The organism is Sphingopyxis yananensis, assembly GCF_020687785.1.
GTDB lineage: Bacteria > Pseudomonadota > Alphaproteobacteria > Sphingomonadales > Sphingomonadaceae > Sphingopyxis > Sphingopyxis yananensis.
Map to the genome: position 1 here is coordinate 835,565 of NZ_JAJEWI010000005.1, position 16,064 is coordinate 851,628.

Annotated in this window: 11 protein-coding genes; 3 read left to right on the forward strand and 8 right to left on the reverse strand. The window is 58.0% G+C overall.

Annotated features, from left to right (window positions below):
• Positions 1-55: 55 nt before the first annotated feature.
• The 5 genes from LKO31_RS06475 to LKO31_RS06495 all read right to left on the reverse strand — a co-directional run bounded on the left by LKO31_RS06475 (position 56) and on the right by LKO31_RS06495 (position 8,556).
• Positions 56-5,449, reverse strand: a complete 5,394-nt coding sequence (locus LKO31_RS06475) for an autotransporter domain-containing protein (RefSeq protein WP_227689382.1) — start codon at positions 5,447-5,449, stop codon at positions 56-58.
• 105 nt (positions 5,450-5,554) lie between these two features.
• Positions 5,555-6,673, reverse strand: a complete 1,119-nt coding sequence (locus LKO31_RS06480) for a TIGR03032 family protein (RefSeq protein WP_227689384.1) — start codon at positions 6,671-6,673, stop codon at positions 5,555-5,557.
• 211 nt (positions 6,674-6,884) lie between these two features.
• Positions 6,885-7,316, reverse strand: coding sequence for a VOC family protein (locus LKO31_RS06485; protein WP_227689385.1), 432 nt, complete (start codon positions 7,314-7,316; stop codon positions 6,885-6,887).
• Positions 7,317-7,325: 9 nt separating this feature from the next.
• Complete coding sequence (locus LKO31_RS06490) at positions 7,326-7,763, reverse strand: acyl-CoA thioesterase (RefSeq protein WP_227689387.1); 438 nt, start codon at positions 7,761-7,763, stop codon at positions 7,326-7,328.
• A gap of 25 nt (positions 7,764-7,788) precedes the next feature.
• Entirely contained in the window at positions 7,789-8,556 is a 768-nt protein-coding gene (locus LKO31_RS06495; RefSeq protein ID WP_227689610.1) for an alpha/beta fold hydrolase, read from the reverse strand.
• 288 nt (positions 8,557-8,844) lie between these two features.
• Here LKO31_RS06495 and thrS point away from each other — a divergent pair, with 288 nt between their 5' ends.
• Positions 8,845-10,848: a threonine--tRNA ligase gene (thrS, locus tag LKO31_RS06500; RefSeq protein ID WP_227689388.1), complete on the forward strand. Its 2,004-nt coding sequence runs from the start codon at positions 8,845-8,847 to the stop codon at positions 10,846-10,848.
• A complete protein-coding gene (locus LKO31_RS06505; RefSeq protein ID WP_227689390.1) occupies positions 10,845-11,603 on the forward strand; it encodes a sulfite exporter TauE/SafE family protein in 759 nt (252 codons plus the stop codon). The genes thrS and LKO31_RS06505 overlap by 4 nt, the downstream gene beginning before the upstream one ends.
• Positions 11,604-11,647: 44 nt before the next feature.
• Here LKO31_RS06505 and LKO31_RS06510 read toward each other — a convergent pair whose 3' ends face one another.
• Positions 11,648-14,215 (reverse strand): ABC transporter permease, encoded by a 2,568-nt coding sequence (locus LKO31_RS06510; protein WP_227689392.1) that lies wholly within the window; start codon positions 14,213-14,215, stop codon positions 11,648-11,650.
• Entirely contained in the window at positions 14,212-14,931 is a 720-nt protein-coding gene (locus tag LKO31_RS06515) for an ABC transporter ATP-binding protein (protein WP_227689394.1), read from the reverse strand. The genes LKO31_RS06510 and LKO31_RS06515 overlap by 4 nt, the downstream gene beginning before the upstream one ends.
• A gap of 23 nt (positions 14,932-14,954) precedes the next feature.
• Between LKO31_RS06515 and LKO31_RS06520 the strand changes: the two genes are divergently transcribed.
• Positions 14,955-15,701: an arylesterase gene (locus tag LKO31_RS06520; protein ID WP_407699247.1), complete on the forward strand. Its 747-nt coding sequence runs from the start codon at positions 14,955-14,957 to the stop codon at positions 15,699-15,701.
• Between the two features lie 22 nt (positions 15,702-15,723).
• Here the strand turns inward: LKO31_RS06520 and LKO31_RS06525 are convergent, their stop codons facing one another.
• Complete coding sequence (locus tag LKO31_RS06525) at positions 15,724-16,056, reverse strand: YnfA family protein (protein ID WP_227689398.1); 333 nt, start codon at positions 16,054-16,056, stop codon at positions 15,724-15,726.
• Positions 16,057-16,064 lie beyond the last annotated feature (8 nt).

Below are 16,064 nucleotides of genomic sequence, written 5' to 3' on the forward strand. Positions count from 1 at the left end.
CCTTGCCGAGAAAATATCATCAGGGCGCAGAAATATCCGCGCCCTGACGCGGTGATCAGAACTTCATACGCACCGAGATTTTGGCGGCATGGTCATGACCAGCCGTGCCCAAAATGCCGTCATAGCCAAGGCCAACCGACATGCCCGAACCGGCGTCCAGCTTGGCTTCGACTTGCATCACGGCTGCGTCGCGCGATTGCGGCGCACCAGCGATGGTGAAGCTGTCGGAGCCGGCATAGCTGGCGAAGCTCATGACGCTGTTTGGCGTCAATTTGCCAAAGCCATGCTGCCAACCGACCATGCCGTTCAGCGAGAAGATGCCAGCTTGCGGCGTCGAGAAACGCGCACCCAGCGTCGACAAGGTGGTGTTTTCCGAACGCTTTTCAGCGCTGAGGGCCGCAAGGCCGCCATTTTCGGTGAAGGCATCGGTGGTGGTGTCGATATAGATGACATTGGCCATCGGTTCGACATAACCACCGCCCAGTGGCAGGCGGTAACCCAATTCCGCAAAGGCTTGGAACATCTTGGCATCATAGTCCGCCGTCAGACGGTCTGTGAAGCGGCCGAAGTTGACGGTGCGTGCGGTGGTGACATCACCCCATGCATAGCCAGCGCCCAGCTTGAAGCGAGCCTTGCCCGATTCTGCGCCGACATAAGCCAGCAGATGGGCGGTTTCGATTTCGCTGTTGGTCAGCGTGCTGCGCAGTTGATTGTCGCTTTCATGCTTGATCAACGAACCAGCAAGACCCACCACGACATTGTCGCTGATGGCGGCGTCTGCACCCAGAATGAAGCCCCATGCATCGCGCTTGGACGAACCCGTGTTGCGGTGCTTGGCTTGATCCAGATCGCCGGTGCCAAAGAACAGCTCGCCCCAAATGGTCGAACCGTCTTGGTTTTGCAGACGGTTCAATACCGCATTGCGCGGCAAGCGGCTGTCGTCAGCCATGGCGGTGTGCTGGGTTGCATGCACTTCGCCGGACAATTGATCAAAGGCTGTACGTGCTGCGTCTGCGCTGGGCAGATACAGAAGCTCGTCGATCAAGGCATTGCCCGCAGCCAATGGATCGAGCGTTTCGGCAACGGCCAATTGGTTCGGGGTTTGCGCAACATCGGCAAAATCCACGACCTTGGTGATGGTCAAGTCTACGCGTGTTGGATCGGCGTAGTCGAGTTCCAGATCAAGGAAAGCGGTGTCTTGCACATTATCGGCGGCGAATTGGCCGTCGATATTGTTGGCGGACAGGATGGTGTAGCGAGCGGCTGTTGCACGTGCGCCAGCGCCGACCAGTTCCAATTCTGCGCCATCGAGGATGATGTCGCCGTCTGCGATGACTTGGTCGATGTTGTTACCACCAATATCAACGATCAGTTTGCTGTCTTCGCCGAAGGACATATTGCCGTCGGTGGTCAGCGTGTCACCCGCAACATTGTTGGCCAGCGTCAGTGTGCCATTGTTGGTGAAGTTTTCCAGACCAACGAAGCTGGCATTGGCGCCGCGTACCGTACCATTGTTAATGACAATGTCGTCGCCACCATTGAAGTCGTTGGTGCCGCCTGCGGTGTTCCACGTGCCGTCATTGGTCAGCGTGTCGTTGCCGCTGATCTCTACGGAGACATATTGCTCGAGGATCTCGTCATACTCGCTGCCCGTAAATCCGGTCGTGATGGTGCCGGTGATCGTCCCACTGTTGGTGATGCTGACCGTGTTGGGGCCATTGCGTTGATCGGTCACAGCGATAATGGCTGCATCCGCGCTATTGCCCGAGCTGTTCGCCAGCGTTCCGCTGTTGGTGATGACGATGTTGCCTTGCTCGGCCAGCGCGGCGAGTGCCCCGTTCCCGCCGGATACATTACCGGTGTTGGTGATCGTCACGTCACCTTCGCCCAAATGGAGGGCATAGATGCCACCCTGGGATGCGCCAGTGATCGCTGCATTGTTGGTGATGGCGATATTGCCTTCACCTTCGTGGATTGCCCCGATGCCGACGCGGCTGGCATTCAACGCACCATTGTTGGTGACGGTGATGTCGCCTTCACCCTCGTGGCGCGTCGCGATACCCACGTCCACATTATTGAGCTTGGCCCCCGCAGCGTTGGTGATGGTGATGTTACCAAAGCCTTCATGCTCGGCAGCGATAGCGGCCTCTGCGCCATTGATGATCGACGTCGCGGTGGTGGTGATGTTGATATCACCTTCACCTTCGTGGAAACCGATGATGCCATTGTTTTCGGCGGTGATCGTGCCACCATTGGTGACGTTGATGGAACCTAGGCCATCGTGATAGGCGTCAATGCCGTTGTAATCCGCATTAATGGTTCCCGTATTGATAATATCAATAGCACCATAGCCGTCGTGATAAGCATTAATGCCGTTGTAGTTGGCATTGATGGTGCCGCTATTGGTGATATCGATTTTGCCATCGCCGGAGTGATCGGCATCAATGCCGTTGTAATCCGCATAAATTTTGCCGGCGTTCGTGATCTCGATATCGCCGTCGCCGCTGTGATTAGCCTCGATGCCATTGTCTTCGGCGTTCAGGACCGAACTGGCCTGCGTGATGACGATGAGATTGCCAAGGTTGTCATGATCGAGGTCGATTGCGTCAAAATAGGCATTGATCGTGCCGCTGTTGTTGACGGTAACGTCGCCAACACCGTCATGTTCCACGATGATCGCATCATCGTCGGTGCTGGTAATCGTGCCCGTGTTGATCACGGTGACATCGCCGTAGGAATAGTCACCACGGATATCCACGTTAATGGATTCGTTGTCCGAAGTGATCGTGCCGTTGTTGGTGATGTCGACATTGACGTAATTGGGCGTGTAGCTGTTGTTGCTAACAATAGCGACGATGCCGTCGCCGCCAGCGTTAATCGCTGCATCATTGGTGATGCTGATCGTCGCGCTTTCGTCCGCCGTCAGGTAATTGCCTTCGTGGGTCGCGAAAATGCCATCATCTTCGGCGTTGATCGTGCCGCTGTTGGTGATGGTGATATCGCCGTCACCGATGTGATCGGCGGCGATGCCGTCATAAGCCGCATTGATCGTGCCGCTGTTGTCGATCAGGATGTTGCCGCTGCCCTGATGATCCGCGATAATGCCATGGGAGTAGCCATAGACATTGATGTCGCTGTTGGGTGTCAGCAGGGCATTGACCGTACCGCTGTTGCTGATGCTGATGTCGCCTGTGCCCGTGTGCAGTGCATAGAGGGCATGACGATCCTGATTTGCGTTGGCCAGATCATTCAGGTCGCTGGTGTTGTTCACCGTGCCAGCATTGCTGATGGTGATGTTGCCAGCATTGCTATGCGACGCAAAAATGCTGGTTTGCGACGAGTTGATGATGCCGTCGACACCGTTGGCGGCGACGATGTCGGCTGTGCCGGTTGCGACGCTGTTGATGCCAACCACGGCGTTGATCGTGCCATTGTTGGTTTGGCTGTTCAGGCCGTCTGCATCATGCTGGGCGTGCATGCCGATGTCAGCATTGATTTCGCCGCTGTTGGTGCTGGTGATATTGCCGCTAGCGTCGGTGAAGGCAGAGATGCCGAAATCGTCGGTGCTGGTCAGATCGCCGCTGTTGGTGACGGTGATATCGCCTGCGCCCACATGCCATGCACGGATGGACTCATTTTGGCTTTCGATATCCGCCGTGTTGGTGATGGTGACATTGCCATCTGCGGTGCTGAGGCCAGCGATACCAACATTGCCGCTGGTGATCGCGCCGTTGTTGGTGATGGTGATGTTGCCAGCTGTGCCGTCGGCGGCGTTGTTGAACGCAATGATGCCATAGTCGGCGGCATTCAAAACAGCGTTGTTGGTGACGCTGATGTTGCCCGTGCCGTTGGTGTAGGCGTTGATCGCGTCATCGTCTTCGCTGGTGATGGAACCAGAGGTGGTGACCACCACATCGCCGTCGCCATAATGCCATGCGTTGACGCCATTGCCGCCAGTGCCGAGTTCGGGATCGGACACGGCCGCATTGATGACGCTATCGTCCTCGGTCGTGACCGTCAGCGTGCCGGTGCCATTGTGGATGGCGTTGATGCCGGTTTGGGCTTCGATCAAATTGCTGTTGGTGACGGTGATATTGCCCGCGTCGTCCGTAAAGGTCGAGATGCCAAAGCTATTATCGCTGGTCAGATCGCCGCTGTTGTCGACGACGATATCGCCTGCGCCAACATGCCATGCGCGAATGGCTTCGTTGCGGCTTTCGATGTCCGCCGTGTTGGTGATGCTGACCGTGCCGTTGGCGGTGCTGAGGCCAGCGATACCAACATTGCTGCTGAAGATGTCGCCGCTGTTGGTGACGGTGACATTGCCTTCGGCATCGTCGGGGGCGTCGATGAACGCGACGATGCCATGATCCGCAGCATCCAAAGTCGCGCTGTTGTTGACGCTGATGTCGCCTGCGCCATCGCTCCACGCGTTAATCGCATCGTCGTCGGTGCTGGTGATGGTGCCAGCGGTGGTAACGGTGATGTCGCCTTCGCCATAATGCCATGCGTTGATGCCATTATATTTGCCGGTAATTTCGCTATCGGCTGTCGTGGTGAGGGTGATGTCGCCAGTGCCATAATGTATGGCTTCGATGCCGAAATCGGAATCGATGGTGCCGCTGTTGGTGATGGTGATGTCACCGCCAGTGCCCAAATCTGCGTGGCTGCCTTTTAAGGCAGAAATTCCAACGCCGCCACCGCTCAGCGATGCGCTGTTGGTGATGGTGATGTCGCCAGATCCGCCGGAATAGGCGGCAACTGAAGTGCCATTCTGGGTGCTGATCGTGCCAGCCGTGTCGATGGTGATGTCACCGTCGGCCAACTTGAACACGTCCACGGCATTGGAACCCGCCGTGATGGCACTGGTTGCGGTGGTCGTGATGCTGGCGTTGCCGCTGCCCGGACCATAAATGCTTATCCCGAAGCTGCCGCTTTCTGTGCCGGTGACGGCGCCGCTGACGCTGATGCTGGTGTCGCCTGAGCCATAATTTGTAGCATAAATGCCTGCGCTATAGCCGGTGATCGTGCTTTGATTATCGTCGGTGAATAGAATATCGGCATCGTCGGTGGCGGACAGGCTGATCGCAGGACCCGAATAGTCGTTGCTGGAATCAACGCCAAAACCCTCGGCGGTTTCAATACTGGTGCCTGGTTGCGACACTGTGATATTATATGGTGCGTCATCGCCGGTTGGACTGGCGGGGCCGCTGCACAAGGTTATGACGTCGGGGTCCGACGCGCACGGGGCGGCCATGGCACTGGTCGGGGCAAGAGCGGCTACGCCGGTCAGGATCAGGACGCCGCCCAAGGCGACGCGCGACGCGCCGGATAGAAGGTCCGCGAAATGCGGTGCGAAGCTGACAACTTGGTTGCCGCGTTTGCGAAGGCGGCCACCCCGAATCGCCGCCGGGCGGCTGCCCGTGACGATGGATTTTGTTATACTCATAAACTCATCCCCTCGAAAAATAGATATGACATATATCTATTGAAACATTGACACATGGCGCGCGGCCTTTGGCGCACGGACCAGTGTAAAATTGAAAGATTCTGGCTATGCGGCGATGATTTGCCGCCGGTCTGTGGGCGCGTTTTGCGGAGCGATCGTCACCAGTGATTTGATGTCAGGGCTGTCGCCCGTCACCGCCATGGCGCATTGATCATCCAACAAGGCGACATCGTAAATTTCGGCGACCGGCCCATCCATTCGCAGCCAGTCGACGCAGCTTCCTGTGGATAGATCGATGATTTGAATGCCGGTCCAAGGCTCGCTGTCCGTGTCGAGCAAGCGTTGATCCAGCGGTAAACCTTCGAAACGTTGATAGCGCGGGCGCGACAGGCCAACGAAGGCATATTTGCCGCGCATGGCAAGGCCACGCGTAAAGCCGGGGCAAAAGACGCGCGGGACAAAGCGGCCTTTGCCGGTGGATGCCCCCTCAACGACGCCCAATTCGCCCGTGCCGCTGTTCAAGACCCACAATTCGCCTTGATGCATACGGGGCGAGTGGGGCATTGATAGGCCATCGCAAATAATCTGGTTGGTGCGCACATCGATAATAATACCGCCACCATGGCGACGATCGCGCCAGCCATCGATGGTGTCGGAACGGCTGACGGCGGTCACATAAGCGGCTTCGCCATTATCCATGGCCAAACCATTGAGGTGACAGCGGTCTTCGGCGACCAAGGCGCTGATAAAGGATGGTCGCCAGATCTCGCGAAAGCTGTGACGCGGATCGATGGTAGCAAGGCAATTATAGCGTGTGTTGACGAAGATGATCTGACCATTGCGGTCTATGCCAATGTCATGTGCGTCGACAGAGCCAATATTGTGGACCGTGCGGGCGACGTAACAACCGGTGAATATCTGATTGGCACGCTGACCATTTGTCAAATTATTGGCAAAATGACTGATTTGATAGCCAGAGGCGAGGTAAAACTCGCCTTGATTGGCAAATAAACCCATGGGTCGATGAATGGATGATTGGTGGATATGGCATCCGCCGCCATCCTTAACGCCTAGGAGATATAAAATATGGGATTGATAGGATGTGAAGGCAATGGAAACGCCGATTGATTTTAATAGATTGGCCAATCCGTTAGATTGACTGAGGGCTGTGCTTTCTTGGGGACTGGAAACACCTTTTTTTCCAGAATTTTTATCGGCAGACAACGAATATTCCCCAATGTTAAATCATAATTATGAATGGTTATGTTCACTATATGGTGAAACAATGGTTAACAAAAGTCGTTTTTCTTAACTATACCGGTAACAATATTATATGCTTTCAAGATGGCAGTAAAAATGTTCGAGTATCAAAAAATTATATAAAAAAAGAGGCGCTCAAAAATGGCGCCTCGATTTTATGATATGAAATCGCTTGTTACCAGCTGCCGATATTTTCCATGGATGCCCAAGGTTCGGCGGGGGCTAGTTGGCCGTCTTGTAGCAATTCGATGGAAATGCCGTCCGGTGTTTTAATGAACGCCATATGTCCGTCGCGGGGGGGGCGGTTGATGGTGATGCCATTGTCCATCAACGTCTGGCAGGTGGCGTAAATGTCGCTGACCTGAAAGGCGAGATGCCCGAAATTACGCCCGCCCGTATAAGTTTCGGCAGGGCTGCCGTCGGTGGGTGGCCAATTATAGGTTAGTTCAACCTCGGCCGTTTCGCCGAGGCACGCCAGATAGATGAGGGTGAAGCGGCCAGCTTCGCTGTCAAAACGGCGCGTTTCTTGGAGGCCCAATAGGTTGAAGAAACGAACGGTGGCGTCGGGGTCGCTGACCCGAACCATGGTGTGCAGAAATTGTGTCATGACATTCCTTTAGCCGCGAAGCGCGCGGCCTTCAAATTGTTCGAATAGGGTAACGAGGCTGTCCGGCACGGCTGTTGGTGCGCCTTGGGCTTCGGCGACATGCACGTCGATCAACACGCCGTCTGCCCGCAAATCATCGCGGCCTGCGCCATGGATTTCAAAGGCAAGGACCAGCGAGGTGCGCCCCACGCGTTGGGCGCGGACGCAAATGTCGATTTCTTCGTCAAATAAAATGGGCGCGCGATAATTGATTTCGCTGCGCGCCACATGGAATTCTGGGCCTTCATGGTCGGGATAGAGGGCGTGGACCCCCGTGGCGCGCCAATATTCGGTTACGCCAATGTCAAAATATTCCAAATAGCGGCTGTTGAAAACAACCTTTTGTCCGTCAATTTCAGCGTAGCGAACGCGGGTGGTGGTGAAGAAACGAAAATCGCTGCGTGCCATGATGATCCTTGGGAAATGAGAGAGTTTAGATTTTTTGAATGAGGCGATCGACGCTGTTGATTAGCAAGCCAATGTCGCTGTCGCGCGACAGGCGATGGTCGCCGCCCTTGATCAGGCTGATCTCCACATCTTGGCTGGTCAGCGCGGCGGCGAGGCGCAGGCTGATGTCGCTGGGCACATCTTCGTCATTTTGGCCGTGTAGCAAATGAACGGGGCAATCCAGCGGGATGGGTGCATTCAACAGCAGATTGGCATCGCCGGACTGAAGAAAGGCGCGCGTGGTAACATAGGGTTGATCGTCATAGGGCGTGTCTTCGGACAGCAAGCCTTCGGCGTGAATGATCGCCTTTTCACTGTCGCTGAACCCCCAGTGCGTGAAATCGGGGGCCGCGGCTATGCCGGCCAAGCCACCGATGCGGTCTGGCCCGTCGCGGCGCAGCAATTCCAAAGCGACAAGGAGCATCAGCCAGCCGCCCATCGAGGAGCCGACCAAGATTAACGGACCATCGGCGCGGGCGTCGATAAGGTCGATGACGTCGCCGCGCCAATCGACCAATGTTTGATCGGCGAATTGGCCGCCCGATTGCCCGCAGCCTGCATAGTCGAGCAGCAAGCAGCCATGGCCATGCTGGACCGCCCAATCGAAAAGGGCGGTCGCCTTGCTGCCCGTCATGTCGGACATATAGCCCGGCAGGAAAACCAAGGTCGGGCGTGTGCCCGCTGTGCTGCGATAGGCGAGGCGCGGGCGGTCGGTGCGGTCCAGAAAATGCACGCCCAAATCGGCGCTGTCCATGCTTTCATCCTGAATCATCTTGTCGCTCATTATCCTGAGATTGTGTTTTGCGGCGGTGATGATGTCAGCGGGGACGGGGGCGTGCAAGGAAATGATAGCGGCGGGGCTGTGCGGGGGGCAATTTGATGGCGGGCTTGATGGGCGGCGATGACGGCGGGCAGTTTTTTGGAAAAAATAGCCAGCGTCGAAGCGTGATAACTGTATCAATGCTTGCCGCGAAACGCGTGCGCTGGCAAAGGGGCGCTGTTATATTTTGCATAGCATATTGCCAGAAAGGCTGCATTCCCAATGTCTGATTTGATCCGCGTCACCCTTCCCGATGGCTCTGCCCGTGAAGTCGCACGCGGGACTACCCCCGCGCAAATCGCGGCGGACATTGGCCCCGGCTTGGCAAAAGCGGCCATTGCCGCCAAAATTGACGGCGAGCTGAGCGATATCATGCGTCCGCTGGAGGCCGATGTGCAATTGGCACTGGTGACCAGCAAGGACGAAGAAGAGGCGCTGGAATTGGCGCGGCATGACTTTGCGCATATTTTGGCCGAAGCCGTGCAAAATCTGTTCCCCGGTACGCAGATCACCTTTGGTCCGTCGACCGCTGATGGTTTTTATTATGACTTTGCGCCGACCGCCGACCATGGTCCGTTCCGCGACGAAGAATTGCCCGCCATTGAAGAAGAAATGCGCCGCATCATTGCTGCGAACAAGCCGCTGCGCCGCGAAGTGTGGGATCGCAATGACCTGATCGCGCGCTGGCAGGCGGATGGTGAGACGTTTAAGGCCGAATGGGCGGCGGAATTGCCCGAAGGCGATGAAATCAGCGTCTATTGGTCCGGTGACGAATGGATGGACATGTGCCGTGGGCCGCATTTGGCATCGACCGGCAAGCTGGACCCCGCCGCGTTTAAGCTGACCCGCGTGTCGGGTGCTTATTGGCGCGGTGACCAGAAAAATGCGCAATTGTCGCGCATTTATGGCACGGGCTGGCTGAATAAAAAGCAATTAAACGCGCATATGATGCGGTTGGAAGAAGCGGCCAAGCGCGACCACCGGAAATTGGGCCAAGAAATGGACTTGTTCCATTTGCAGCAAGAAGCCCATGGCAGCGTGTTTTGGCACCCCAATGGCTTTGTGATTTGGCGCGAGTTGGAAGCTTATATGCGCCGCGCCATTGACGCAGCGGGCTATAAGGAAGTGAAGACACCGCAGGTGATGGATGCGCGCCAGTGGGAACAATCGGGCCACTGGGGCAAATATCGCGAAAATATGTTCGTGATCCCTGACGAAGTGCCCAATGTCGACGATGACGGTCCGATCATCAGCAATGACGCCGATTGGATGGCGCTGAAGCCGATGAACTGCCCCGCGCACGTGCTGATTTTCCGCCAAGGGATTAAGTCTTATCGCGACCTGCCGCTGCGTATTTATGAAAATGGTTGCTGCCACCGCAATGAACCGCATGGTGCGCTGCATGGTTTGATGCGCGTGCGCCAGTTCACGCAGGATGACGCGCATATTTTCTGCCGCGAAGACCAGATTGTGTCGGAAGTGCGCGCTTTTTGTGAACTGGCCGACCGGATTTATAAGGAATTTGGCTTTACTTACTCCATCAAATTGGCGCTGCGCCCTGAAAAGCGTTTCGGCACCGAAGAGATGTGGGACATGGCCGAAAATGAGCTGCGCAATGCGGTGACCGAAGCGGGTCTTGCGACGCCGGAATATGGCTGGGAAGAATTGCCCGGCGAAGGCGCCTTTTATGCGCCCAAGCTGGAATGGCATTTGACCGATGCCATTGGCCGGACATGGCAGGTGGGCACCATTCAGTCCGACCGCGTGCTGCCCGAACGTCTGGACGCCAGCTATATTGGCGAAGATGGTGCGCGCCACCGCCCCGTCATGCTGCACCGCGCGATCTTTGGCAGCTATGAACGCTTTATCGGCATTTTGATCGAGCATTTTGCGGGCCGTTTCCCGACGTGGCTGGCCCCTGTGCAGACGGTGGTGGCGACCATTGTGTCGGACGCCGATGATTATGCCAAGGAAGCGACCGCCAAATTGCAAGCGGCGGGCATTCGCGTGGAATGCGACCTGCGCAACGAAAAGATCAATTATAAGGTGCGCGAACATAGCCTTGCCAAGGTTCCGCATTTGTTGGTCGTGGGTAAACGCGAAGCCGAGGAAGGCACGGTGGCGATCCGGACCTTGGGCCAAGAAGGCCAGCGCATGATGAGCTTGGACGAAGCGATTGCGATGTTGCAAGCCGAAGCCAAGGCACCGGACCTGCGCGGAGCATGATGATCGCAGCGGGTTTGAATGAATTCAGCCCGCTGACCGTCGCGGCGGCGGCGGCGATGACCTTTGGGGCCGCTTATGTGCGCGGCCTGACGGGTTTTGGCATGGCGATTATTTTGGTGCCGCTGTTGGGGTTGCTGGTGCCGCCCGAAGAAGCGGTGGTGCTGGGTATTTTGCTGCAATTGCTGATTGGTCCGGTCGGCCTGCGGCACACGGTGGCAACCGCCGACAAGGCCAGCGCCATTCCCATTGGGGTGACGGCGATGGCGTTGACCCCGCTGGGCATGTGGGTGCTGGCGCAAACCCCAACGGATGTGGCGCGATTGCTGATTACCGCATCGGCCGTGGCGGCCTTTGTAGCGGTATTATTACCCAAAAAGGCGGCGGGTCATGCGCCCAGCCGCTGGGCGGTGCTGGGGACAGGAGCGGCGTCGGGCATATTGACGGGCTTTGCCGCCATGCCGGGGCCGCCGGTTGTGCCATTTTACCTGCGCCGCAATGTCGATCCGGTGGTGGCGCGCGCGTCGATGCTGACGATATTTTTTCTGACGGCCATTTCGGGAACATTGGCGGCGCTGTGGCTGGGGATTGTGACGCCGCGTTTATTTGTCTTGGCGCTGATGCTGTTCGTCCCGATGTGGCTGGGCAACAAGTTGGGCGCACGCCATTTTGGCCGCGTCGCACCGCCTGTGTGGCAGGCGATGGTTGCGGTGGTACTGGGTGTGGCAGCGGTTTCGGCGGTTGTTCGCGCTTTGTGATGGGCCGCCATTTAGGGGCATGATCCTCATTTAGCGGGATGCCCCTATAGGTTGCGCAGCGCCTGTGCCGGTTTGGCGGCCAGCACGGGCAGGCTGCCCGCCACGCCGATCAGAAAGGCCAGACTGGCCCCGCCGAGCAGCGTGATGGCGACCCACAGCGGGTCAGGGCGGAACGCAAATTCAAAAATCTGTGTCACCACATAGGCCGCCGCTGACAAGCCAATCGCCAGAGAGATGAGCGCCAAAATGCTGGCGAGTGCGCCATATTCCAACGCCTGTGCGCCCAAAATCTGGGCGCGGGTGGCCCCCAGTAATTTCAGGATCACGCTGTCATAGACCCGTTTTTCGCGGCTGGCGGCGACCGCGCCGACCAACACCGCTATGCCTGCGAAAATGGCCATGCTGGCGGCAGCGGCGATGGCCCCGCTCATTTGCGTGAGGATTTGGCTGACTTGCCCGATAACATCGCGTACCTGAATGAGCGAGGCAGAGGGGAAGCGGGTAGGCAGGTTGCGCGCCAAAAGCCCTTCGGCCTGATCATTGACCGCGACGGTGGCAATCATATTGTGCGGCGCGGCGTCAAAGGTGCCGGGGGAAAAGACCATGGCATAGTTGAGCCCGAAATTATCCCAATGCACAGTGCGGAACGACGCAATGCGGGCCTGAACTTCTATGCCCAAAATATTGACGCTGATGCTGTCGCCAATCGACAGATTAAGGGTTTTGGCGGCTTTTTCATCCAGACTGACCAAGGGCGGGCCCGCGTAATTTTCCGGCCACCATTGGCCCTTGGTGATTTCGCTGCCCGCAGGAATGGCGGCGCTGTAGGTGAGGCCGCGATCACCGCGCAGCACCCATGCGTCGGGCGGCAGGGTGTCAAGGTCCGCAACACGCTTGCCGGCAAATTCGGTGATGCTGCCGCGAAGCGCGGGGATGAGGTTGATATCAGCCTGTGGGTCGGCGGAGCGGATTTGGGTGCGAAACGCATCGGCCTGATCACGCGGGATATCCAGCACAAAGAAACTGGGCGCGCGTTCCGGAACCGTGCTGCGGATTTCGGCGGTGATGCTGGTTTGGATGGCGGCCAAGGTGACGAATAAGGTCAGCCCCAAACCCAAGGCGACGACCAAGGCGGCGGTGCTGGAGCCGGGGCGATGGAGATTGGCAAGCGCCAGACGCAGCAAGGGCTGACGCGGTGTGGGCAAGCGGGCCGATAGGCGCTGAATCAGCTGTCCAAGGCCGAGCAGCAGGATCAGTAGCGCGGCGGCGGCCCCAACAAAGACCAGCGCAAAGAGCGGTTCGCGCGCGGTGCCGACCGCCAAAATGATGATGGCGCCAAAGGATAGCGCGACCCCTAAGGCGGTGCGGCGGCCGTGTTGCTGGCTGCCCGAGACGGCGGCGCGGTATAGGCCTGCCGCCGGAACGCGGCGGGCAGCCGCCAGCGGTGGCAGGGCGAAAGCCAGCGCAATCAGCAATCCATAAGCGGCGCTGATGATAAGCGGCAATGGATGCAGGGCGAAATTCGGCTGAATGGGCAATATGTCGCCCGCGATGTGCGCTATGGCGATGGGGGCAGCCGCCCCGACAACTAAACCCAATGCAATAGCGGCGGCAGCGATGGCCATGATTTGCAAGGCATAGATGCGGGCCACTGTGCCGCTGTCCGCGCCCAAGATTTTGAACGTCGCCAAGGCTGGACGTTTGCCGGTTAAATAGCTGGCGACGCCATTGCCAACACCAATGCCCGCAATGACCAGTGCCGACAGGCCGACGAGCGACAGAAATTGTCCCATGCGTTCAATGAAGCGGCGGGTGCCGGGGGCGCCGTTGCTGCTATCCTTAATGTCCCAACCGGCGTCGGGGTGTTGGGCATTCAGCTGCGAACGGGCGTCGGCGGGGCTGGTGCCCTGTGCAAGGCGAATGCGATATTTGGCCGAATAGAGGCTGCCTGGTTGAAGGAGCTGGGTGGCGGGCAGGTCGTCCATGCCGATAATGGCGACGGGACCGATCGTGAACCCTTCGCCCAGACGGTCCGGTTCGTCGGCGATAATCCCGTCGATTTGAAAGATTTTCTCACCAAATTTAACGGTTTGTCCTGTGGATAAGTGCAGCCGGTCGGCAAGGTCGCTGCCGATCCAAATGTGGCCGCTGGGCGGTGGGCCGCGCCGTTCGCCGCTGGTCAGGCGAAAATGACCATATAGGGGATAGCGGCTGTCGACGGCCTTGAGTTCCGCCAAAATAGGGGGTGGCGCGGTGGATATGTCGGTGGTGCTCTGTGCATGGGCCATGGCGCGCATACGGATGGTGGCCGAAGCGGTGCCCAAGGATTGAAAATCGGCCCATTCGGCAGAGCTGGCGGGGCGCTGGGGCAGGTCCACTTCGATATCGCCGCCCAAAATGGCTTGGCCGCGATGGTCTAGTTCGGCGGTGATGCTGCTGGTTAGGCTCCCGATGGCGGCCAATGTGGCGACGCCCAAGAATAAGCAAATCGCCAACAAACGCAGACCGCGCAGGCGGACCGACAAATCGCGCCGCGCGATGCGCCAACATGCGCCAAGGCTAGCGCGCGTGTTGGGCAAAGGGGTGGAGGGAGATACGGGCTGTGCCGTCATTGGGCACCAAGATGGTTGGGGGCTTGTTCGGAAATTTGCCCATCGTGCATCACCAAGATGCGGTCGCACAATTGGGCCAAGGCCGGATCATGGGTGATGATCAGCAAGGTGGAACCCAAAGCCGCGCGGCGGGAAAAGATCAGATCGATGATGCTGTGGCCCGTTTGGGTGTCCAAATTGCCGGTGGGTTCGTCAGCAAAAATAATATCGGGTGATGCGGCCATGGCGCGCGCAATTGCCACCCTTTGTTGTTCGCCGCCAGAAAGCTGGGCAGGATAGTGCGACAGGCGGTGGCCAAGGCCGACAGCCTGTAATTCCGCCCGTGCCTTGTCAAAAGGATTGGGGATGGCGGCCAATTCCAACGGGACGGCGACATTTTCCAGCGCGGTCATGGTGGGCAGCAGGTGAAAGGCTTGCAGTACAATTCCAATGCGGCCACGCCGCGCGCGGGCCAGATCATCTTCGTTCATGCGGGTGAAGTCGAGGCCGGCGACCATGACGTCGCCCGATGTGGCGCGTTCAAGACCCGCGAGGACGGCCATCAGGCTGCTTTTCCCGCTGCCCGATGGGCCAAGCAGCGCCACCGATGTGCCGGAGGCGACGGTTAAGTCCACGCCGCGTAAAATTTCCACAGGGGCCTTGTCGCTGCCCAGCGTCAGCGTCACATTATGGGCGGCGATCGCAGCATTGTGCGATGGTCGTTGCTGGTCTGACAAGCGAAGGTCCTTTGGGAATGAAGATGGCTGAATGGCGCAGGCGCGTCCAATATGGGTTGGTGATTGGGCTTTGCCAACTGCTTGTCGCTTGCGGCGGCGCAGAAAGCACGGCTCCGGAACAAAAAAATGATGGTAGGGCGGCTGAAGGCGTAGGGACGGGGAAGGAGGCGGCGGGTCAAGATATGGCGGCCGATGCGCCGCTGGTCGTCGCTTTTGGGGACAGCCTTTATGCGGGATATCAATTGGCACCCAAGGAAGGGCTGGCCCCGCAATTGCAAGCGGCGTTAACCGCGGCGGGTGTGACGGCCCATGTGCATAATGCCGGTGTGTCGGGCGATACTAGCGCGGCGGGTTTGCAGCGGCTGGGCTTTGTGTTGGACAATTTGGACCAAAAGCCTGCGCTGATGCTGGTGGGGCTTGGCGGCAATGATATGCTGCGTGGTATTGGGCCGGAGCAAACACGAGCCAATTTGACCGCGATGTTGGATGAACTGGCCAAGCGGAAGATCCCCGTCGTGCTGACTGGCATGTTGGCCGCACCCAATATGGGCCGCGATTATGGCGCGAAATTTGAAGCGATTTTCCCGGATTTGGGCAAGCGGAATGGCGTGACGCTTTACCCCTTTATTTTGGATGGGGTGGTGGGGAACCCTGACTTGATGTTGGGCGACCATATTCACCCCAATGCCAAAGGGGTTCAGAAAATCGCGGCCAGCCTAGCGGGCGCGGTGGCCAAGCAATTGCCCGTGCCGCAGATGCCAGCGGAATAGGCTGATTATCGGAGCCATTATCTTAGGCGGATAAAGCGGCGCGGGGGCCAAAGAAGATGATCGCCGCGCCAAGCACACAGATGCTGGCCCCGATCATGTCCCAGCGGTCGGGGCGGGCCCCTTCGGCCAGCCACATCCATGCCAGCGACGATAAGATATAGATGCCGCCATAGGCCGCATAGGCGCGGCCTGCTTGGTCGGCGTCCACCAAGGTTAGCAAATAGGCGAATAGCGCCAGTGATACGCCCCCTGGCACCAACCACAAAGGCGATTTGTCCAGCCGCAGCCATGCCCAAAATGCAAAACAGCCTGCAATTTCGGCCAAGGCGGCGGCTAGATAGATGAGGAAAGTCATGAAGCGGC